General features: G+C 51.3%; 24 protein-coding genes and 1 pseudogene. 22 read left to right on the top strand and 3 right to left on the bottom strand.

Features of this window, described 5'->3' with window-relative positions:
• Positions 1–111 precede the first annotated feature (111 nt).
• The 17 genes and pseudogenes from V8J88_RS23850 to V8J88_RS23930 all read left to right on the top strand — a co-directional run bounded on the left by V8J88_RS23850 (position 112) and on the right by V8J88_RS23930 (position 7,865).
• The gene (locus tag V8J88_RS23850; RefSeq protein ID WP_338846791.1) at positions 112–477 is read left to right on the top strand and encodes a hypothetical protein; all 366 of its coding nucleotides are present in this window, start codon (positions 112–114) and stop codon (positions 475–477) included.
• Entirely contained in the window at positions 477–950 is a 474-nt protein-coding gene (locus tag V8J88_RS23855; RefSeq protein ID WP_338846792.1) for a hypothetical protein, read from the top strand. The genes V8J88_RS23850 and V8J88_RS23855 overlap by 1 nt, the downstream gene beginning before the upstream one ends.
• A gap of 247 nt (positions 951–1,197) precedes the next feature.
• On the top strand, positions 1,198–1,884 hold the full coding sequence (locus V8J88_RS23860) for an RHS repeat-associated core domain-containing protein (RefSeq protein WP_338846793.1): 687 nt from the start codon (positions 1,198–1,200) through the stop codon (positions 1,882–1,884).
• Complete coding sequence (locus V8J88_RS23865) at positions 1,881–2,165, top strand: colicin immunity domain-containing protein (RefSeq protein ID WP_338846794.1); 285 nt, start codon at positions 1,881–1,883, stop codon at positions 2,163–2,165. Before V8J88_RS23860 ends, V8J88_RS23865 begins: the two co-directional genes overlap by 4 nt.
• A 132-nt stretch (positions 2,166–2,297) precedes the next feature.
• Positions 2,298–2,492 carry a hypothetical protein gene (locus tag V8J88_RS23870; RefSeq protein WP_338846795.1) on the top strand — a complete coding sequence of 65 codons (195 nt, stop codon included), beginning with the start codon at positions 2,298–2,300 and terminating at the stop codon, positions 2,490–2,492.
• 101 nt (positions 2,493–2,593) lie between these two features.
• Entirely contained in the window at positions 2,594–2,803 is a 210-nt protein-coding gene (locus V8J88_RS23875) for a hypothetical protein (protein WP_338846796.1), read from the top strand.
• A gap of 89 nt (positions 2,804–2,892) precedes the next feature.
• Positions 2,893–3,465 carry an RHS repeat-associated core domain-containing protein gene (locus V8J88_RS23880; RefSeq protein ID WP_338846797.1) on the top strand — a complete coding sequence of 191 codons (573 nt, stop codon included), beginning with the start codon at positions 2,893–2,895 and terminating at the stop codon, positions 3,463–3,465.
• Between the two features lie 2 nt (positions 3,466–3,467).
• Positions 3,468–3,881, top strand: coding sequence for a hypothetical protein (locus V8J88_RS23885; RefSeq protein ID WP_338846798.1), 414 nt, complete (start codon positions 3,468–3,470; stop codon positions 3,879–3,881).
• 150 nt (positions 3,882–4,031) lie between these two features.
• Positions 4,032–4,280, top strand: a complete 249-nt coding sequence (locus tag V8J88_RS23890) for a hypothetical protein (protein ID WP_338846799.1) — start codon at positions 4,032–4,034, stop codon at positions 4,278–4,280.
• Positions 4,281–4,471: 191 nt separating this feature from the next.
• Positions 4,472–4,645 carry a hypothetical protein gene (locus tag V8J88_RS23895; protein ID WP_338846800.1) on the top strand — a complete coding sequence of 58 codons (174 nt, stop codon included), beginning with the start codon at positions 4,472–4,474 and terminating at the stop codon, positions 4,643–4,645.
• Positions 4,646–5,162: 517 nt separating this feature from the next.
• Positions 5,163–5,519 carry a hypothetical protein gene (locus V8J88_RS23900; RefSeq protein ID WP_338846790.1) on the top strand — a complete coding sequence of 119 codons (357 nt, stop codon included), beginning with the start codon at positions 5,163–5,165 and terminating at the stop codon, positions 5,517–5,519.
• 138 nt (positions 5,520–5,657) lie between these two features.
• Positions 5,658–5,735 (top strand): annotated as a pseudogene (locus V8J88_RS23905) (hypothetical protein); the annotation flags it as partial.
• A 3-nt stretch (positions 5,736–5,738) separates the two neighbouring features.
• Positions 5,739–5,972: a hypothetical protein gene (locus V8J88_RS23910; RefSeq protein WP_338846801.1), complete on the top strand. Its 234-nt coding sequence runs from the start codon at positions 5,739–5,741 to the stop codon at positions 5,970–5,972.
• Positions 5,973–6,033: 61 nt separating this feature from the next.
• On the top strand, positions 6,034–6,579 hold the full coding sequence (locus tag V8J88_RS23915) for a hypothetical protein (RefSeq protein WP_338846802.1): 546 nt from the start codon (positions 6,034–6,036) through the stop codon (positions 6,577–6,579).
• A 36-nt stretch (positions 6,580–6,615) separates the two neighbouring features.
• A complete protein-coding gene (locus tag V8J88_RS23920; RefSeq protein WP_338846803.1) occupies positions 6,616–6,900 on the top strand; it encodes a colicin immunity domain-containing protein in 285 nt (94 codons plus the stop codon).
• Positions 6,901–6,958: 58 nt separating this feature from the next.
• Complete coding sequence (locus V8J88_RS23925) at positions 6,959–7,444, top strand: hypothetical protein (protein WP_338846804.1); 486 nt, start codon at positions 6,959–6,961, stop codon at positions 7,442–7,444.
• A gap of 193 nt (positions 7,445–7,637) precedes the next feature.
• Positions 7,638–7,865, top strand: coding sequence for a hypothetical protein (locus V8J88_RS23930; RefSeq protein ID WP_338846805.1), 228 nt, complete (start codon positions 7,638–7,640; stop codon positions 7,863–7,865).
• Between the two features lie 109 nt (positions 7,866–7,974).
• On the opposite strand, the gene V8J88_RS23935 is transcribed toward V8J88_RS23930, so the two are convergent.
• Entirely contained in the window at positions 7,975–8,364 is a 390-nt protein-coding gene (locus V8J88_RS23935; protein WP_338846806.1) for a hypothetical protein, read from the bottom strand.
• A 545-nt stretch (positions 8,365–8,909) separates the two neighbouring features.
• Between V8J88_RS23935 and V8J88_RS23940 the strand changes: the two genes are divergently transcribed.
• Positions 8,910–10,090 (top strand): IS3 family transposase gene (locus V8J88_RS23940; protein WP_338846235.1). Its coding sequence is split into 2 segments (ribosomal slippage): positions 8,910–9,162 and positions 9,162–10,090, totalling 1,182 coding nucleotides; the frame shifts between segments, so codons are not numbered across the junction.
• 60 nt (positions 10,091–10,150) lie between these two features.
• Here the strand turns inward: V8J88_RS23940 and V8J88_RS23945 are convergent.
• On the bottom strand, positions 10,151–14,629 hold the full coding sequence (locus V8J88_RS23945) for a translocation/assembly module TamB domain-containing protein (RefSeq protein ID WP_338846807.1): 4,479 nt from the start codon (positions 14,627–14,629) through the stop codon (positions 10,151–10,153).
• A gap of 8 nt (positions 14,630–14,637) precedes the next feature.
• Positions 14,638–16,410, bottom strand: coding sequence for a BamA/TamA family outer membrane protein (locus V8J88_RS23950; RefSeq protein ID WP_338846808.1), 1,773 nt, complete (start codon positions 16,408–16,410; stop codon positions 14,638–14,640).
• A gap of 253 nt (positions 16,411–16,663) precedes the next feature.
• Between V8J88_RS23950 and tssI the strand changes: the two genes are divergently transcribed.
• The 4 genes from tssI (at position 16,664) to V8J88_RS23970 (ending at position 20,658) form a co-directional block, all read left to right on the top strand.
• Positions 16,664–18,640 (top strand): type VI secretion system tip protein TssI/VgrG, encoded by a 1,977-nt coding sequence (tssI, locus tag V8J88_RS23955; protein ID WP_338846809.1) that lies wholly within the window; start codon positions 16,664–16,666, stop codon positions 18,638–18,640.
• Positions 18,641–18,650: 10 nt separating this feature from the next.
• Positions 18,651–19,097, top strand: a complete 447-nt coding sequence (locus tag V8J88_RS23960; protein WP_338846810.1) for a hypothetical protein — start codon at positions 18,651–18,653, stop codon at positions 19,095–19,097.
• Positions 19,094–19,573 carry a GNAT family N-acetyltransferase gene (locus V8J88_RS23965; protein ID WP_338846811.1) on the top strand — a complete coding sequence of 160 codons (480 nt, stop codon included), beginning with the start codon at positions 19,094–19,096 and terminating at the stop codon, positions 19,571–19,573. Before V8J88_RS23960 ends, V8J88_RS23965 begins: the two co-directional genes overlap by 4 nt.
• A gap of 191 nt (positions 19,574–19,764) precedes the next feature.
• Positions 19,765–20,658, top strand: coding sequence for a peptidylprolyl isomerase (locus V8J88_RS23970; protein WP_338846812.1), 894 nt, complete (start codon positions 19,765–19,767; stop codon positions 20,656–20,658).
• The last annotated feature ends 42 nt before the right edge of the window (positions 20,659–20,700 follow it).

The raw sequence follows: 20,700 nt of genomic DNA on the forward strand, positions 1-20,700 counted from the left end.
GAAATTTGACCACTATACATCGGCCGCTTCATCAGCCAAGACCCGATTGGACTGGCGGGCGGGAATAATATTTATCAGTATGCGGCGAATCCGATCAGTTGGATTGATCCGTTGGGGTTGACCGCCTGCACATGTTCATGGGGATTGTCAATAAGTGACACCAAAACTGTGCTTACCAGTGCGCAAACACCATATAAGGGTACAACTGTAATCGGCCATGCATTAGCAAAGCATGCTGGTAGGCCCGCAACATTTAGCAATCCCAATATTTCAGGCGAACAAGTATGGGGGAAAATAAAAGGAAATATGGCATCCTACAATGAAAAAGGGATGGAGCATTTAAGGGATATTTTACGTGCACCAGGAGCCTTCCAACCAACGACAAACCCAGGTGCAATCTTCTTAGAAAAACGCCTTCCGGATGGACGCGGCATACGATTAAATCAAGATATGACTTTCAAAGGATTTGTTGACTAATGGACGGATTAATTGAAATAGTTTTCGAATCGATATCCATTGAGAATGCAAATGCATTCCTCCCTGGATTTATTCTGAAAACTGAAAATATCATAAGCGCAAGCATCATTGGAGAATCTGATCAAAATGTTAACGTAACGACATTGCCTCAATTTATTAGAGCAACAATTGAGAGTCGCGGCGATTGCATTATTATGCTAAATATTTACAATGCATCAATATGCAACAGGATAGTGGAAAACGCAAGCATTCAGATAATTTCCTATTCAAAAAATCTTGATCTTGTTTTGATTTTCTCGACAATTGATTTACGAAGTAGCGGCATTAAATATTCGAATGAAATATTTAAATGGGCGATATCGATAAATCAAACCTTGAATGCAAAAAAAATCTTTGGCGGATTAGAACCCGCACAAGATAAAGAAACACAAATATTTTCAAATGCACATGTCGGACCAATTATGGAAATATAAATATCATTTGGTGCTATATTAGTATAATGCGGTTTTGCGCATGATGTGCCGCTGTATGTCGGCGGCGGCGCGCTGGTTGGCGGCGGCATTTGCGCATTGGCTGGCGGTGTCGGCGCAGTGCCGGGCTGTATGGCCGGCTCCGCGCTCGGGATGCAGGTCGGCAATCTGTTGCTGCAATTCATCGGCATCAAAGAGCTGGCGCAGATGGTGATCAAATACATTCCGGAAATTCTGTCCTGCTATTTAAGTGGTTTGCAACACGCCTGGGGCCCGCTGCCCGGCAGCCGCAGCTGCAACAGCGGCCACCTGGACACCCCCGCGCGAACTGAGCGACGCCCAAGGCCGCCTGCGCTGGCAAGCCAGTTATCAAAGCTGGGGCAATTTACTGCAAGTCGCCTACAGCGAAGTCAGCGCCCCCTGCTGGCTGCCGCAATTGCAACCCTTGCGTTTCCAGGGCCAGTATTACGACGCCGAAACCGGATTGCATTACAATCGTTTCCGCTACTACGACCCGGACATCGGCCGCTTCATCAGCCAAGACCCGATTGGACTGGCGGGCGGGAATAATATTTATCAGTATGCGGCGAATCCGATTAGTTGGATTGATCCGTTGGGGTTGTGCTGTAATGCAACTTTTACTAGTCAACAGTTAGATAAGAAATTCAAACACGCCCCAGATTTTGGTATTAATACAACAAAAAAAAATCCAGCAACCTTAGCTGAATATCAAGCAGCACTGGAGAATCATTTGAAAGACCCCCTTACATATCAACACGGCACATATTCTTATGCTCCAGGTTCAAATGTGTACTTTAATCCCGCAACTAACAATGTCGTAATATTGGATGGTTCCAATGCTTTTCTTTCAGGATGGAAGTTGCAGCCCGGCACTCCTCAATTCACCAACTACATACAAAACGGACTACTTAGATGAGTAAAGAACTGGTACTAATTACGAATAAATTTCTAATTGGAGAAATTTCAGCAATTGATTTCGTAGAAATTTATATTGAAAAATGGCGATCTGAAAGAAATGCAGGTCTATTATTGAAAGACGAGCCAAATCTCAGCGAAACACTATCGACTATATTTTGTTACGCTGATTTATTCAATCCTGAAAATGATCGCGAACCCTATGAATATGATGAGTGCACACTGAAAAACAACATCAAAAAATTAATTGCAGAAAAGAAATTATTTTTTTACCAGGATTGATCCCAGCAACATCATTAACAGGGTATTGATAAAGAAAAAGGAGACAGAAGACTAACTTCATTCTCAGAAGTTTTAAAAGGAAGTAATGGGACACGGGGTGCGACATTTTTTGGTTCTCCTGTCAAAGTCTCATTGTCAGATCTACAAACACTCGAAGCTGAAGGAAAAATAAAAATATATACCTCCGAGCAAGTAAAAGAGATATTGAAAGCAGATAAAAAGTTGGCAAAAAAATCAGGAGATGCAGTTCAGATAATGAGAAAAAATAATGAAGTACTTGTACATGGTGAAATACCATCAAGTAGTATTGGTTGTTGTAAAAAATAGCCTTAGGAGAAAAAATGCCGCTCGGTTCAAATGGAAATGTTAGGAATACATGTTTACGAATACTACGTTCACGTGGATTCAAATTATCTGTTGAAGGAGAGATGAATGGTGATGAGTATCCAGTTGATGCAATTTGGATAGCTGAGCTAAATGGGTTTAAATTTATGGCAGACAATCCTATAGAGTTATTAGGGCTTGTTGCTATATATGATCACAAAAAACCAGAAAGCGATTCCAATTACTGGTGGCACGTTGAAGGCGAAGACATATGGACTGAACTAATGGAAGATGCCTTTCCCGATTCTGAATAGAAAAATTTATCTTTTAAAGCCATCAAAATTGCATAATCAGCAGAAAAGATAGATTATCCACCCCATAAAATCTGGGGGCAAGAGGTGTTTTGCTGAAAATCGCCTACAGCGAAGTCAGCGCTCCCTGCTGGCTGCCGCAACTGCAACCCTTGCGTTTCCAGGGTCAGTATTACGATGCCGAAACCGGATTGCATTATAATCGTTTCCGCTACTACGACCCGGACATCGGCCGCTTCATCAGCCAAGACCCGATTGGACTGGCGAGCGGGAATAATATTTATCAGTATACGGCGAATCCGATTAATTGGATTGATCCGTTGGGGTTGACTGCATGTAATTGTGAAAGTGGTGGACATTTTTCAGGAAAAGACAAACCTAAAGCAACAGGTGTACCAGATTCGATTTATACTAAAACCGATGGCACTGGCAGTGTTGCAGTTCAAAATACAATCTATGACTCACAGGGAAATGCGATTGGTCAGGTAGATTTTAAAAACCATGGAGGTGGTGCAGTTTCTGGTCATGGACATGTATTAACTCCACCAGGAAATTTTGCGAGTGCGCATGGTCCGTCAGCAGTACATTTACCACCAAATCAAGTACCAGCAGGCTGGGGGGCAATTCCTACTGGAATGACACCTGCTACACCAATAGGCCAGTGAAAATGACTAATTCAGAAAAAAAAGACTTTACAGAGATTTTAAATAAATACCATCATTTCGATGATGGATTATTTCTTGAGTTTGGCTTTTATTATTTAGCGGGAACAAACCTCTGCGCCAAAGCAACATTTTATGCCCGGGATTACTCTCAATCTTTAAATATTTGGAGGAAAGTCACATTTATTTTAGAGGACGTATCTGATTTCAAATCCAGAGTGATTGGTGGTGAATCAAATGTTATTTTATCTGGAGTCACCATCTTTCAGGAAGAGGAATTTGTATGTCTTGATGTTGATGGTACATATAGTGGTTCAAATAGACCAAGTAATATATTAGAAGTTAAAGAAAATGGGGTATGTTACATTATTGCAAAGAGGATTTCATTTTCTGAAAGTGAGGAAAATCCGCATCTCTAACATGTAACAGGGTGTTGATAAATGAAGGTGATCAGAATTTTGATCACTATATCTAGCGGAAAATCCAGAAAATCAACTAGATATAGCATGGATAATCGCCAAGTGTTAATTTTTTCAACACCCGGTTAACCTCATTTTTTGAAGTGTTAAATGGGAAAAATGGAACTCGTGGAGCATCATTTTTTGGGATACAATCAAAATTCAAAGGCAGAGATAACTTCTTTGACTGCCAATAGAAATATTCAAGTTGTTGCTATTGAAGATGCCCTTAAAATTCTACAGGCAGATGAGAAATATGCTGGCAAAGTAAGAGATGTTGCCACCATCATGAAGAAAAATAACGAGATTTTAATTAAAGGGGAAATACCATCATCTGCAATTAAGAAATGTAAATGTTAAATAAATATTATATTACAAATAAAAATAGAGAAATTAAGATGGCATTAGGGTCACACTCAAATACATATGATTCATGCATATTGCTGCTTAGAGAGAAAGGCTACACAGTTAAGGTCTAAGGGGAAGTTGATGAACCAGGATTTTATCCAACAGATGTTCTTTGGATTGCTGAAAAGGCGGATTTCAAATTTATGGGAGATAATCCAATTGAACTTCTTGACTTAATTTCACTTTATGAAAAGATTAAACCAGAAACTGATTACCCATATTGGTGGAAAATTACCGAAGCAGATCTTTGGGATGAAGTTTTTTCACAATCATTTCCAGATGTAAATGAGTTCAATCGTAAGAAATTTAATCCATAATTTAACAAGGTGGTGATAAATAGATGTGTTCAGAAATTTGACTTCAATATCTGATTGAAGACATTAAAACTCAAGTAAAGTTAGTTCGGAAAATTTCTATACAAATAAATGATTTACGTTGGCGATATTTCCAGGTGAAGTCATTTTTTAAATGGAGAAATGGTTGATATTTCTCGGGAAAAATCGTAGCCCATTGATTTATATGGATTTCTTAAATTTTCTTGCTAAGCATCAGTGATTTGCAACCCTTTGATTTTAAAGGGTAAATTTACGCCTCCGTAGGGTCTGAATAGACGCAGGAAATTGAAGTAAATCAATAAAAATGGGAAGCGATAACACAAAAAATCAGGGTATTAGTGATATCTTGGGAATAATTGTCGAGAATGTCTGGTGGGCGTGAAGTTAATGGCATGATTTTCAAAGATGCCACAAACGCAAAAGGAAAACAACTGGCATTTCAATTCCTGTTAAATGCAGATGCTATTTTAATTATATATTTATTATGTCCGAGGAGAAAATGAAGAAAAGCTACCATTGCAAATATGGCGCGAATATCACAACGGATGAAGTCATCAAGATTTTTCAAAAATTGTTCGACATGGAATTTGAATTGCATGAAAGCAGTTATGTTGGTATGTATTTCAAGTACACAGGATTATTTGCAGACAAAGTCACAATTAATCCAAAAGAATCTGCGTCACCAGATTGCCTTGATGACAAAGATTATGAAAAATATTCTTGTCTGATTTTTATTGATAATAACAGTGGAAAAAATGCAGATAAATTATCCAAAACAAAATATTTAAAATTTCACCTTGCAAAAATTTCTGATATTGTTTTTCTGCATGAAAAAATCATTGAGGAGAAAGCATAGTTGAGATTATTCATATATTTTTACATACCCAAGCTTTGTTGTAAAATCTAGCCGAATCGCGCTAAAATCGAAGTATGGCAACAGGGTGTTGATAAATGTAGATATTCAGAAATTTGACCACTATACATCGGTCGCTTCATCAGCCAAGACCCGATTGGACTGGCGGGCGGGAATAATATTTACCAGTATGCGGCGAATCCGATTAGTTGGATTGATCCGTTGGGGTTGGTAAACATTAATGTGGGCAATGAAGGAAGTGTTGTGGTGAATGCATATGCCAGTCCAGCTGTTGGGGGAAGTGAGCATGCTCCGTTACGTGTTCATGTGGAAGATGGTAAAACTGTATCACGTGTATTGATGGAAGACTATTATAAGAAGGGAAAATTAGTCGGACAAGCAGGTGATGCGTACCCCGGTGATCCTGATCTAAAAAAAGGGATAAAAAAGATCTGAAAGAAAATTTAAAGGAATATCAAAAGAAGATTGAACAAGTTTTCACAACCGGAAAATGCAAATGCTTATAAAAACCGATACAAACATCGCAAATCTAATGCACATTGTAAAAAAACCTGGCGAATTAACCAGATTGTGCACTTTAGATGACTCACTTTCCGAAGAGCAATTAATTTCCTGGGTGGAAAAATTCTATCACTCCCCTTTTTTTGGGGAACTATCGGAATTAATTCTCTGGCATCCTCAAGCAAAAGAAAAAGTATTCTTTGAAATTTATAAAAAAATAAACGGCAGAATTAATGTGGCTAATGCATTGGCTACATTGCAAAAGTGCCCAATTGAAATATTAACTGCCTTATTAAATTTTAATTCCAATCACGTCAAGGAGCATGCTCAAATAAATTTGTATTTGAAGAATATCTCAAAATATACCTTGTTAGATTTTAATAATTTATTAAATATTCATACAGGGGAAAGTAGCTTAGACATTGCATTTAGATCAATTTTGACGGCATCAGATTATACTCCCAAAGAAATATTACTCAAACTTTCAAATGATGATTACGAGCACATTGCAAGCAAAGCAAAAGAAAAATTAGGGCAATGATACAAATGTCAATCACATACAAATTGGACTGCTTAGATGAGTAAAGAACTATTAATAATTGCAAATAAATTTCTAATTGGAGAAATTTCAGCAATTGATTTCGTAGAAGTTTATATTGAAAAGTGGCGATCTGAAAGGAATGCAAGCTTGTTACTGAAAGACGACCCAAATCTCAGTGAAATACTATCGACTATTTTTTGCTACGCTGATTTATTCAATCCTGAAAATGATCGCAAACCCTATGAATATGATGAGCTCACACTGAAAAACAACATCAAACAACTAATCACAGAAAAGAAATTAATTTTTCTCAAGAATTGATCCCAACAACATCATTAAATTTGATGTTTAAAGCAGATCCTGGTCGAGCATAAGGAAAATGATGAAGTCAATAATTGAAATATCGCGAATTAACTGGGAAAACCTTCGCGTAGCTCCTGGCTCGGCTGTAATCATACCCAATGCACTTATCCGCTTACTGAAAACACAGAGTGCTGAAGACGCCAATGAGATTTATTGGCAATTGGAAAATCATATCGTGATCCAAGGGCAAGTATTCCAATGCGCTGAATTTGCAATTCCTGTCTTACTGTTGGCTCTGGCAGATGACTGTAGCAGGCCAACAAAGGTAGCGTGTATGGAGCTTTTATTCCAAATTCTTGCTGGCACTCCTCATCAGTCTGAAATTGATGCTGAAAACAATGAGTTGATGGACAGGTGTCATAAAAAAGCAAGAGAAGGTTTATGGCTCCTCTATAAAGAACTGCAAGATGGTGTAACTGATGCGGCATATGAAATACTAGATTTAATTGATGACGACAAAGAACGATTAAATTTTTACGCAAATAATAAAAAACATGACTAACGTTTTCACAATCATCAATTACAGGTAAATCAAAAAACTGGGGCCATTTACTGTAAGTCGCCTACAGCGAAATCAGCGCTCCCAGCTGGCTGCCGCAATTGCAACCGCAGCATTCCAGGATCAGCATTACGACGACGAAACAAGTTTGCATTAAAATTTTTTCGACTACTGCTAATTTTACAGAGGAGAAAGTATGGATATAAATTCAAAAATTAAATTTAATCATCCAATTATTCAAGAAAACTGGAAAAATTACAAAATCCCACATTTTCCTGGAATAACTATTGGAAATGGTGAGATTGTACCCATGAATGAATTATCTTCGTATTCATCTGACGGATCGACGCACATACATGTTGATCCAATATGCAAGTCCACAATTGAAAGTTTCATTGAATTCTCAGGGCGTGCAACTCATTGAATGTAAACGGATTTCTGGCCGCATTCAGGGCGCGCTGCGGAGATGTGTGTAATGGAATGAATTATGGTGAGTGTAATCAGCAAGTTTTTTTGACGCATACTCAAATTTCTCAAATTTTGAAAATCTCAATCGAAGGTGCTTCTCCAGAAAGAATGCTTATGCAGCTATTTTGACTTGCGATGAAGTACTCGCAAATACCCAAGTTTTTATCACGCATAAAACCTGGTCGAGATGCTTCGTGGTCAAACCAGCCATTTTGACTAATTCGAAAAATCCAACCTTTGTCACTTGAACAAGTCGGCCAAAATTCCAATAAGTCTCCTTCATCAAGTAATCGAATGCCAATAGTATCGCTAAATTTGACTATTGCACCTTTCATGTCGCCACGAGAGGTGAGTGTGATAACTAAATCACCCCACTCCAATCCTACATGAGTAATATCAACTGGTGATTGAAATTTAAACGAAGTCTCTACAACATCGGCTATAACGCACTTCATATTACATTCCCTTTTTCTTATAAGAGTGGGTCTTGAGATCAGTGGGGTCATGGGATCAATAGGGGAAGACTCAATTGATCTCAGAAAGGCTGTTGCCTTATCATTCAACGCACTCTTCATTCCACGGTGCGCCTCAGACACACACTGAAATCACATCTTAGGCGCAAAAATTCCTGACATCTCAGCGCGAATAGTTGAAGAAAGTTGGAATGTTAGGGCGACCCCATCACGCAGACGCCTGATTTCAGCACCGTCAGTCGCCAGCAAAAGTCTCTGACGGTAACAATCAACACGCAGGGCAGGCGATAAGCCCCGGTCTTTACTTGCTGATCGACCGGCAGGTCTTCGAGTGGCAAGTATGCGCTGCCATCCTCAATCGCTCCACCCGCTTGGGCGCGTCCAGCAAGGTGGCCATGCCCTGAATCCGTTTCGGATGGGCTTTTGTGCACTGAATTTATTTATCCAGCAAAGCCCACATTGAGCTTCCCCTGAAATTTAGTCTGCCACAGGTGACGTAAAATAACGTTACTTGAGAAAGACAGGAAATGAAAAAAATACCGAAACAAGCATACACGACCGAGTTCAAAGAACTGGCGGTCAAACGCGTCCAAGATGGTGAATCGGTGGCGGTCGTGGTTAGGGAGCTGGGGCTGGGCGACCAGACGCTGCGAAATTGGATCAAGGCGGCAGCAGAAGGAAAACTCAAAGGCGCTGGCGGCAAAGTGGTGACGCCGGAAGCGATGGAACTTTCCAGACTGCGCGCAGAAAACGTCCGGTTGAAGCGGGAGAATGAAATCATAAAAAAAGCAGCGGCGTACTTCGCGAAGGATGTCCTGTGAAGTACGCCTGGATGGATGGACAAATCAAGAGCTATGCGCTGACAGAAATGTGCGCCGTTCTCGACGTCAGCATCAGCGGCTATCGGGCGTGGAAGCGTGGCGGCACGCCTGAGCGTAAGCGCTTGAAGGATGCACAAATGCTTGCAGTGATACGCGCCATTCATGCCGAACTCAAAGGGGCTTACGGCAGCCCGCGCATCGTGCGAGAACTGCGCAAACGAGGCTTCAGCGCTGGCAAAGAACGCGTCGAACGTCTCATGCGAAACAATGGTATCCGTGCCCGCCATAAGCGGCGCTACAAGGTCACCACGGATTCCAGGCATAGTTTGCCGGTTGCTGCCAACCTGTTGGCTCGCAATTTCACTCCGGCAGCCCCTAACCAGGTCTGGACGTCGGACATCACCTATTTGTGGACTGACGAAGGCTGGCTGTATCTGGCGATTGTGCTGGATCTGTTCAATCGGGAGGTGATCGGCTGGTCGCTCAAGCCGCGCATGACCAGCGACATTGTGACTGACGCTTTGACGATGGCGTGGTTTCGCCGTCGACCGGACGCGGGCGTTATGCATCATTCTGATCGCGGCAGCCAATACGCCAGCCAAGCCTTTCAGGACAAACTCAAGGAATACGGCATGACGTGCTCGATGAGTCGCAAAGGAAACTGCTGGGACAACGCACCGACCGAGAGCTGGTTTAACAGTTTCAAGAATGAGCGATACCATGGCGTGCGTTATGCCAGCCATGCTGAAATGAAGGCTGCCAGCTTTGAATATATTGAAGTCTTTTATAATCGAACCCGTCAGCATTCAACTCTGGGCTATCAATCGCCGTTTCAGTATCTTGACCGCTGGCAGCGTGAGCAAAATCAGGAAAAGCTGGCTGCATAAAATTCATCTGATGGCAGACGAAATATCGAGGGAACGTCACATCAAATGATTTCAACAATCTCAATCAAAGCGCCACGTATAAAACGCATCCAGCGCATTATTATTCCCCGTCTGCAATTGCAGCGACAGGCGCGGGTTCAAGGTGTAGCGCAGTTTGAGCAGGGTGCTGGCGCTGCCCATGCCTTGTTCCAGCGTCACAAACAGCTTGTTCGAGAGGCGTTTGCCGACGGTCAGTACGGCGCTTTCGGCGCCGTGGGCGCGGCTGAGGTTGATTTCGTCCAGCGCCAGGGCGGAGACCAGTTTGCTGTTTTGCGCGCCGCCAAACAGGCCATTGATGGCCAAGGCCAGCAAGGGGTTGTCGCCTTCACTGCCGCCTTCGCTGCCGCGCCCTAAAATCAGCCACATCAGCTTTTCACTGTCCGGCACCGAGGGTTCCGACACCAGGCGTGCTTGCGGCGCTTGCAGGCTGCCGCGCAATTCGATGCCGGCTTCCACTCCGGTGTCCGGGTTCATGCCCTTGCGCACCGCCAGCAAATTCAAATTCGGATTGTCATAGGCGCCGGTGAAGTTGAGCGCGCCTTCGCGAATCTCCAGATTTTGCCCGTAAGCCTGGTACACCCCTTCGCGGATCGCCACATTGCCGACCACGCGCGGGCCGCGCCGGTCGAAGGCGCGCACCGACAGCGCGCCATCCAGACGCGCTTGCAGGCCGGCGGCGCGCAGCGTGAAGGCGTCGCCGAAATCGAAATCCAGATGCAAATGCACGGCCTGCCCGGCTTCGCGTTTGAGCGGCGCCGCCTGTTTGATCACCACATCCTCGCTCAAGACTGCGCTGTTTTGCGGCGCAAAGTTGAATTCGGCGCGCTCGGCGCGCAGCTTGCCTTGCACCTCCACCAGCTTGGGCTTGAGCTGCAGGGTGCTTTTGCCGCTTAACACTAATTGCCGATCCGGTGCGGACAGCAGCTGCAGCGATTGCGCTTCCAGCTCCAGCCGTGCGCTTGGTTCTTGCCCCTGCAGACGCGCTTCTCCCCTGGCCTGCAAACTGCCAGCGCCGCCGCGCCAGCGCATACTCTGTAAATTGAGTTTTTCCCCGTCCAGCTGAATATCCATGCTGCCTTGCTCCAGTTTGATGCCGGGGCCGGGCCATTGCAAACTCAGTTCGCGTCCCTGCAGCGTGCCGCGTGCGCGCGGTGCTGCCAGGCTGCCGTCCAGTTGCAGATTGCTGTGCAAGCGGCCATCCACATCCAGATCTGGCAGCGGCAATAGCGGCGCGAGCCAGGCCAGGGTGCGCAAGTCGGTTTGCGCCTGTGCTTGCAAGGGGGTGGCGCTGCTCCAGCGCCAATTGCCTTCGCTGGGGGTGAGGCGGGTTTGCGCTTCCAGTTTCAAGCTGCCGAGCTGGCTGCCGGCGGCTTGCAGGCGTGCGTTCAGTGCGCCTTGGCGGATCTGCACGGCGGCTTGCAAATCATGCAGGCCAAGCGCCGGAGCGCCGGGGCGGCCCGGGCGCAGGTCGCCGCTGCTGCGCGCGATATTCAGCGCGCCTTGCAATTGCTGCGGCGTGGCTTGCAGCGACCATTGTCCTTGCAGCCGTAAGTCGCTGCGCCATTCGTTTTGATATTGCGGCAATAACCAGTTCAAACTCACTTGCCGGGCTTCGCCTTCGGTTTCCCATTGCTGCGGCTGCCAGCGCAGGCGCGTCAAGTGAATGCTGCCTTGCGCGGCGTCCATGTTTTTAGCGTTTTTGTCTTCTTCGCGCGCGCTGCGCAAGCGGTTGTTTTCGAGTAAATCCAGAATGATGTGCTGCGCCTCAAATTGGCGCAGGCCCTGCGCTTCCAGTTGGAATTGCAGCGGCGCGGCCTGGCGCAGATTGAAATGATGGCGCGCGCGGTTTTCCAGTTGCTTTAATTGGCCGCGCCATTCCCAGCGCAGCGGGGCGATTGCCTGCGCGCCGCCTTGCATGGCCAGGGTGGCGCGCAGCGGGCGGCTGTCGGCCCCGTCGTGCAGACGGCCACGCACTTGCAGCTTGAGTTGATGCGCGCTGCGCTTGCCGTCCAGTTCCAGCTGGATTTGCTCCCATTGCTGATCGGGCAGCAGCAAATTGTCCAATTTGATTTGGGCGCGCAGCGGGCCATCTTCTTGCAACCCCGGCCAGTCAAATTTGAATTCGGCTTGCGGCAGTTGGAAATGTTGACCCCAGCTCAATTTTTGCGCCTTGCCCTGGGCTTGCGCCAGCCAGGCCGGCCATTGCAACCACCATTGCGGCGGGCTGTGCGGCGGCAGCGCCAGACTGCCTTGGGCGTGCAGTGCGCCGCCGGCCTGGCTGCCGAGTTGCGCCACTTGCGGCAGTTCAGCGCGCCAGCGCAGCTGTGCGCCGGGGGCGCCCAGTCCGCCTTGCGCGCTGATGCGGTTGGCGCCGGCTTGCGCTTCCAGTTCCAGCACGGCCAATTGGCGCGCGCGCCAGTCCACTTTGCCCTGCAGGCGCAGGGCTTGTTTATTCCATTCGCTGCCGGGCAGGCTGTGCGCTTCGATTTGCCATGTTTCACTTTGCAGCGCGGCCTGGGCCTGCCATTGCAGATTGAGTTGCGCCGGCGGCGCGCCGGCCAGGCCCCAGGCTTGCAAGCCTTGCGCCTCGCCTTTGGCTTGCAGCGCATACGGCGCTTGCAAGCCGAGTTGCGCTTCCAGTTTCAGTTGGGCGGCTCCCTTGGCTTGGGTGGGGCGGATATCCTGTCCCTGTGCTTGGATGATGAGCTGGCTTTGTTGTAATGAGCCGCGCAATTCGCCTTGCGCTTGCAGATTGCCGCTCCATTTTTCCAGCGGCGGCAGGGTTTGCAGTTGGTTTAAGGCCAGTTCCCAGCGCAGGCGGTGTTCTTGCCCGGCGCTGCTGGCTAACTGGCCCTGGGCGTGCAGGCGGTGCGCGCCGAGTTCCAGATTGGCGTCGAGCTGCAGCGGGCTGCCGGCCTTGGCTTGCGCCTGGATCGCGCCGCGCAATTCCTGCTTCCATAACTGGCCCGGCAGCAATTGCAGTTTCGCCTGTCCCTGCCATGCGGCGCCGGAGGGGGCGCTGCCTTGCGCGTCCCAGCGCGCGTTGACATCCGCCGCCGGAAAATCGCCCCAGCGCGCCGGGTTCCAGTGTTGCAATTCGCCTTGCAATTGGAAGGCGCGTGCGCCTTGCAGGCCGAGTTTGCCTTGTGCTTGCAGATTGCCGCCCGGGGCTTGCAGGCGCAGTTGCTGCAGTTCCAGCGCTTGCCGGCTGGCCTTGCCGCGCGCTTGCAGGCTGGCGCCGCGCAATACCGTGTCGTCGCGTAATTCGGTGCGCCAGGCTGCTTCCTGCCAGCTGTTTGCGCTGTCGGCTTCCAGCCAGCCGTGAATGCGGGTCGGCCGCATTTTGCTGTGCAAGCCTTGCAAGTCCAGCCCTTGCGCATCAAAGCGCGCTTGCATGCCGGCGGCGTTGCCTTGCGCCTGGCCGTGCAGGCTGCCGCCGCGCAGGAAGCTGAATTGGGCCTGACTGAGTTTCCAATCGGCCTGCAGGCGTTGTTGCGCATCGCGTTTCAGGCTGGCTTGCACGGCGGCCTGCAGCTGTTGCAGCGGCAGGCCGTGTGCTTCCAGCCCTTGCGCTTTGTGATTGTGCAATTGCAGGCGGCCTTGATAATGGCGCTGGCCGGCTTGTCCGGCGCTGTCTTGTAGAGCGAGGTCGAGGCTGAGTTCGGCTTGCGGCCAGGCCGGGTCAATCTGCGCCGGATTCAAGCCGGCGGCTTTGATGTGCAGTGATTGCAGCGGCAGCGTGGCAAAGCTTTGCAGGCTGGCGCTCACTTCGGCCTGGGTCTGGCGGCTGGCGGCCTGGCTGAGCTTGGCGCGCCAGCGCATTTCGCCCAGATTGCCGTCGCCGTCTGCCTGCAGGCGCAAGGCCGGGTTGGCCAGTTCCAGCCCGCTGCGCAGGGCGAACGGGGCTTTGGCTGCCAATTCGAGCTGGCCGCCGAGTTGCCAGCTTTGCCCATGCAGATGGGCCTGGGCGGAAAATTGCTGCAGCCTGATCGCGCTGTCATCGGCTTGCAGGCGTGCGGCGATGGGGCCGGCTTCCAGTCGTTTGCCGTGATCGAGCCAGACCAGGCGCGCCAATTTGAGTTGCGCCAGATTGAGCGGCAGCGGACTTTGCAAGCTGGCCGGCATGCGCGCCGGGCTGTGGTCAGGCAGCAGCGCTTCGAGGTCGAGCTGGCTGGCTTGCAGCGCATCAATTTCCAGGCGCGCGCGCAGCAGGTCGGCGGGGCGCCAGTCGAGTTCCAGATTGTGCAGCGTGACGCGCCAATGCCGGTTGCTCCAGCTTATGCGGCCAATTTTCAGGGGGCCGTATAAAGAACCCTGGATCTGTTGCGCTTGCACGCCGTGTTCTTGCAGCAGGCGCGGCAGCAGCCAGGCGGCGCTGGCCGGGCGGCCCAGCCACCACAGGGCAAAGGCCAGCAGGCTCGCCAGGGTCAGGCTGCCAAGCAGCAAGATGCGCGGCCAGCGCGCGCGCGCTGGCGGGGCTTGGTGTGGTGTGCTTTCCATGTGCTGTCTCAAAACGCCAGGCCAAGAGAAAAATGCAGGCGCGCTTTACGCACGTCGCGGCCATAAGCCCAATCCAGATTCACCGGGCCGACCGGGGAATTCCAGCGCGCGCCCACGCCATAGCCCATGGCCGGGCGCAGCTGGTGGATTTGATTGCCGGCGTTGCCGCCGTCGATAAAGGCGGCGCCGCCCCAGCTTTTATTGATCCAATGTTGATATTCGATGCTGCCGGTGAGCTGATAGCGTCCGCCGGTCAGCGCGGCGCCTTCGCGCACGCCCAGTTCCTGCCAGCCGTAGCCGCGCACCGATTGGTCGCCGCCGGCGCGGAATAAGAAGCTGGCCGGCACTTGTTCGGTATTGCGTGACAGCACGGCGCCGGCTTCGGCGCGTCCCAGCAACAAGTCGCGCGGGCTGAGCGGCCAATAAGTTTGCAGGCGCAAGTTGGCGCGCGCAAACGGCACGCTGCCGCGCAATGGCAGCAGGGACAGTGTGCTGGCGGCTTGCAACAGATAACCTTTGCGCGGTTGCAGGAAGCTGTCCAGTTTGCGCCAGGTGACTTGGTAGGAGAGCGGCAGCGAGAGGGTGGATTGCGGCGCCAGTCCTTCGGTTTCGCGCCGCTCGGCCAGCAGTTCCAGGCCGAATTCGCGTTGCAATGCCTGTGCGCCCCAGGTGCGGGCGACGCCGATGCGGCTGGTGTGGGTGCGTTCGCCGTCGAGTTTGGTGTGAATGCTGGCGGCGCTGATGCTGTCATGATAGCCCTCGCGCGTGGTCGGCCATTGCAAGCGGCCTTGCCATTGCTGTTTGCGGCTTTCCAGCAGCAGGGCGGTTTTGGCTTGCTTGCCAAAAAACATCAAATCTTCCAGCGTCAGTTGCACCCGCTTGCCGGTATTGGTGGAGTAGCCCAGGCCGGCATCGACTTTGCGCCGTTTGTATTCGTTCAGGCGCACCAGCACCGGCACCACGGCGCGCTCTTGAAAATCCATTTCCTGGACAAAATCGGCTAACACCACTACCGAGCTGTAGTAATTGCTGTCTTGCAATTTTTGTTGCAGGTCGAGCAAGGCTTGTTCGTTGTATTCGGCGCGCGTGACAATCGAGGTGTTGAGTTGATCGACCATGCTTTCAGGGTAGCGTTGCGCGCCTTCGGCATGGATCACGCCGAACACCACTTCCGGCCCGGTTTCCAAAATCAGGGTCAGCTTCACGCTGTTGCTTTCCAGGTCAACCTGGGCTTCGCTTTCTTTGAGCAAAATGCGCGGATAGCGCCGCATGCCGGCTTTGCGCACCAGGGCGCGTTTGGCGGCTTCCCAATCGGCATGGCGAAACGCCGAGCCGGGCAATAAATCCCAGTGCTGGCGGAATTCATTGGCTTCTTCCAGTATCTCGCTTTCCGGGCCGCCGGCGGGTTTGCTGCGCAACACATTCACTTGCGACACCATGAATTGCGGCCCTGTTTCGATTTCAAAGCGGATTTGCCAGGGGCTTTGTTCGCGTTGAATGCCGGGCGTGACTTTGGCGGCGTAATAGCCTTCAGTTTGTAACAATTTTTGGATTTGTGCGCTCGCCTGGCGGTATAGGCGCATGGTTTGCGCATTGTCCAGCTGCGGGTGGCCGCGCCAGCGCAGCAATTCCAGATTGTCTTGCAAGAGGCTGCGCAAATCGCCGGCGCCGCTGAATTCCACCGTGAAATCCGGCCCTTGCGCCTGTGCCTGCAGGGCGCAACAGGTGAGCGCCGCCAGTGCGAGGCGGCGCCAGGCTGGAAAGTGAGAAAAGGCAGGCATGCTGTGCGTGGGTGAAAGAAAAATGCAAGTGTGCCATGAATGCGCAGGCGGGATGCAACGGATTGTGACAGGCGCGGCGCGCTGTGCCTGGCGCATCAAGCGCTGGCGCAGCTCTGGCCGGGTGTGTGGATTTGTGTTTATCCGCAATCGCTCCACACTTCTGTTTTACAATACCCCATCCCAGATAAGTCAGGGCGCGCATGCGGCGCGGCAACCCGGCATCACTCACATTACTCACCCAGGAAGACAGCAAATGAGCGGCTATACCCAGAAGAACCGGCAACTTACCGTCACCACGCCCTTGGGCGATGATGTTTTGTTTATCAGCCGTATGACGGGCAAGGAGGCGCTGGGCCGCTTGTTTGAATACCGGGTTGAGATGTTCAGCGAGAAAAAAGATATCGATTTTGCCAAAATGCTCGGCAAAAAACTCACCGTCAAGCTGGAATTGCCGGACAAGAGCAAGCGCGAGTTCAATGGCATTGTGACGCGCTTTTCCTGCAGCGGCGGGTTTGGCGAATTCACCCATTATGTGGCGGAAGTGCGGCCCTGGTTCTGGCTGCTGACGCGCACTGCCGATTGCTTTATCTTCCAGGATATGACGGTGATCGAGATTTTCAAAAAAGTGTGTCAGAAAGCCGCTTACGGCGGCATGGCCACGCTGGAAGTCAAGACCGAGCTGACCTATGAAAAAATCCCGTATTGCGTGCAGTACCGCGAAACCGATTTCGTGTTTCTGTCGCGCCTGATGGAAAAATACGGCATCTATTATTACTTCAAACATGAGGGCGGCAAGCATACGCTGGTGTTGTGCGATTCGTATGGCCCGCATGTGAAGACGCCGAAGTATGAAAAAGTCAAATTCGCCACAGATGAAACGCGCGACCGCGCTGGCGATGAGCGCATGTATTCATTGGTGGCAAGCGGCGAAGTCCAGTCTTCCAGCGTTTCTTTGAACGATTTTGACTTTGAAAAAGTGATGGCTTCGACCAGCGGCAGTCTGCGCGTGAAAGAGACCATCGCCGCCGCGTTTTCCCAGCCGGCCTATGAAATGTATGACTATCCGGGCGGCTATATCACCGCAGACAGCGGCAAGCAGATCGCCAAGGGCGGCATCGAAGCGCTGCACGGGCAGTGCGAAGCGATTATGGCGGACAGCAATGCGCGCGGCTTGAGTTGCGGCGCGATGGTCAGCCTGATCGAACATCCGCGCAGCGATTTGAATAAGGAATATCTGATCACGGATATTTTCTACACCATGGAAACTGATGATTTCCGCGCCGGCCACAGCGGCGGTGCGCCGCTGGTGTTTGGCGCGCATCTGATCATGTTGGGCAAGGAGCATCGTTACCGCCCGCTGCCCAGCACGCCGCGCCCGCGCGTGTACGGGCCGCAGACCGCGATTGTGGTCGGCAAATCCGGCGAAGAGGTGTGGACGGATAAGTATGGCCGCGTCAAGGTGCAGTTCCATTGGGATCGCGAAGGCAAGAATGATGAAAAGAGTTCTTGCTTTGTGCGGGTGGCGCAAAGCTGGGCCGGCAAGCGCTGGGGCACGATGTTTATCCCGCGCGTCGGTATGGAAGTGGTGGTCGAGTTCCTGGAAGGGGACCCCGACCGCCCGCTGATCACCGGCTGCGTGTACAACTCAGACAATATGCCGCCTTACGATTTGCCGGCCAATCAAACCCGCTCCACCATGAAGACCAATTCGTCCAAGGGCGGCGGCGGCTTTAATGAATTGCGCTTTGAAGACAAAAAAGACGCGGAAGAAATTTTTGTCCAGGCCCAGCTGGATATGAACACCATCATCAAACGTCACGAAACGCGCAAGGTCGGTTTCGAGGCGAAAGATCCGGGCAATCAGACCATCGAAATCAAAAACGATCAAAAGCTGGAAGTCGGCAATGATCAAACCGTGCACATCGTCAAAAATCAAACCGTGAATGTGGATGCGGATCAAACCACGCATGTCAAAAAGAATCAGTCGCTGACGGTGGACATGAACCAGAATGTGAAGGTGAATCAGGCCAGCACGACCGAGGCGATCAAATCGCTGGAGTTGAAAGTGGGGGCCAGCTCGATCAAGCTGGAGCCGGCCAAGATCACCATCAAAGCGCCGCAAATCTCGATTTCAGCTGACGCCACCGCTGAATTCAAGGCCGGCGCGAAAATGGATATCAATGGCGGCGCCATGCTGACGGTGCAGGGCGGTTTGGTGAAAATCAATTAAGGGGAACCCAGTGCGCATCCTGCCTTTGTGTTTATTCTTAGCCGCCTGCGCACCGCCGGCCGACGCCGGGGCCGGCGCCTCTGCTGCGCCGGGCGCCGCAGCGGCGCCAGCCGGCCCGCCGCCCGGTGCGCGCGGCAAGCGCGCCGCGCCGCCCGAGGTGGCGCCAGTGCAATTGAATGGCGTGACATACCGGGTTTTGCATTGGGGCCGCGCGGAAGGCTTGCCGCAAAATGGCGGTTATCTGGAAGCGCTGGATGGCAAGGGACAGCGCTTGTGGCTGGCGCAAGTGTTCGCCGGCGCGCGCAATCCGGCGCTGGAAGGCGATGTGCAAGACGTGTTTTTCACCGAACTCAAGCTGGCCAAGGATGGGCGGCGCTTGTGGTTGCGTGATGAACAAGGGCGTGAATTTTTGTTTGATCCGGCCACGCGCAAAGGCGCGCCGGCCCCGGCCCCATGAGTACGCAGGATCTGGCGGCGATCCGCTGGGAATGGCTGGCGTTTGACCAGTTCAGCCCGCACAGCCTGTATCACACCCTGGCCCTGCGCAGTCAGGTGTTTGTAGTGGAGCAGGCTTGCCCCTATCTCGACCCGGATGGTCTGGACTTGCAGGCCATGCACTTACTGGCCTGGGATGAGCGCGCGCAGCCGCAATTGGCGGCCTGCTTGCGCGTCTTGCCGGCGGGAGTGAAATACCCGGAAGCGGCGATTGGCCGGGTGGTGTGCGCGCCGGCCTGGCGCGGCTGCGGCCTGGGGCGCGCATTGATGCAAGAAGCCTTGACGCGCTTAAGCCCCGGCGGGCGCAGCCCGGCGCTGCGGCTGGCGGCGCAACATTATCTGCAAGCGTTTTACGCCGGATTTGGCTTTGCACCCTGTTCCGGGGTGTATGACGAAGACGGGATTGCGCATGTGGACATGTTGCGCCCGGCGCGGTAAACCTTGCCGGCAGGAAAATGTAAGGCGGCGCCGGGTCTGATCCAGGCCGGCATGGCCGCGTTGCAGGCTGGACATTGCGCTACAATTCCCGTTTTACTGTCTTGTTGTGGCGTCGCTGTGGCTGCTGTTTGCGCCGCCTTCCCGTATCCCTTTCCGCGCTGTGTCCGGCGCGGCTTTTCGATGGAGATCTCATGAAGAACGTATTGACTGCAACCGGCCTGACGCTGGCCGTTTTGTTGTCCGCTTGCGGTGGCGGCGGTTCCAGCACCCCGACGCCGACGCCGACTCCCACGCCGACGCCGACTCCGACGCCAACCCCGACGCCGACGCCGGGCGGCACGTCGATTTCCAGCGTGACGCCGGACAAACTGATGTATGGCGCGAGCGTGAAATTCACCGTCAGCGGCGCCAATCTGGGCGACAGCCTGAGCGCAGCCTCCACTTCCTGCAGCGGCATGACCAAGGTGGCCGGCGGCAGCGCCACGCAGCAAGTCTTTACCTGCACCCCGACCGCAACCGGCGGCATTACCCTGAATTTCAGCAATGGCGGTTTAAGCTCGACCTTCGCTTCGGCGCAAACTGTGCCCTTGCCGCAAGTCACCATGAAGACCAGCCTGGGCGATATGGTGTTGGAACTGTATCCGGCGAATGCGCCGATTTCGGTTGATAACTTCCTGAAATACACCAAAGATGGTTTCTACACCAATCTGATTTTCCATCGTGTGATCAGCACCTTTGTGATTCAGGGCGGCGGCTTTGACAGCAATATGACGGCCAAGTCCACCACTTATGCGCCGATCAAGCTGGAATCCAAAAATGGCTTGAGCAATGTGCGCGGCACGCTGGCGATGGCGCGCACCAGTGATCCGAATTCCGCCACCTCGCAGTTCTACATCAATGTGGTGGACAATCTTTCGCTCGACGGCAGCACTGCCGGCGTGAATGGCTATGCGGTGTTTGGCAAAGTGTTGACCGGCTTGGATGTGGTGGACAAGATCAAGGTCGTGCCGACCTCAACCAAGAATGGCTTTACCGATGTGCCGGTGGCGCCGGTGCTGATCACCAGCGCCACTCAGACCCAGTAAATCTTGCTGTGCTGAAAACGCCCCGCTTGCCAGCGGGGCGTT

The organism is Massilia sp. W12 (assembly GCF_037300705.1).
GTDB lineage: Bacteria > Pseudomonadota > Gammaproteobacteria > Burkholderiales > Burkholderiaceae_D > JACPVY01.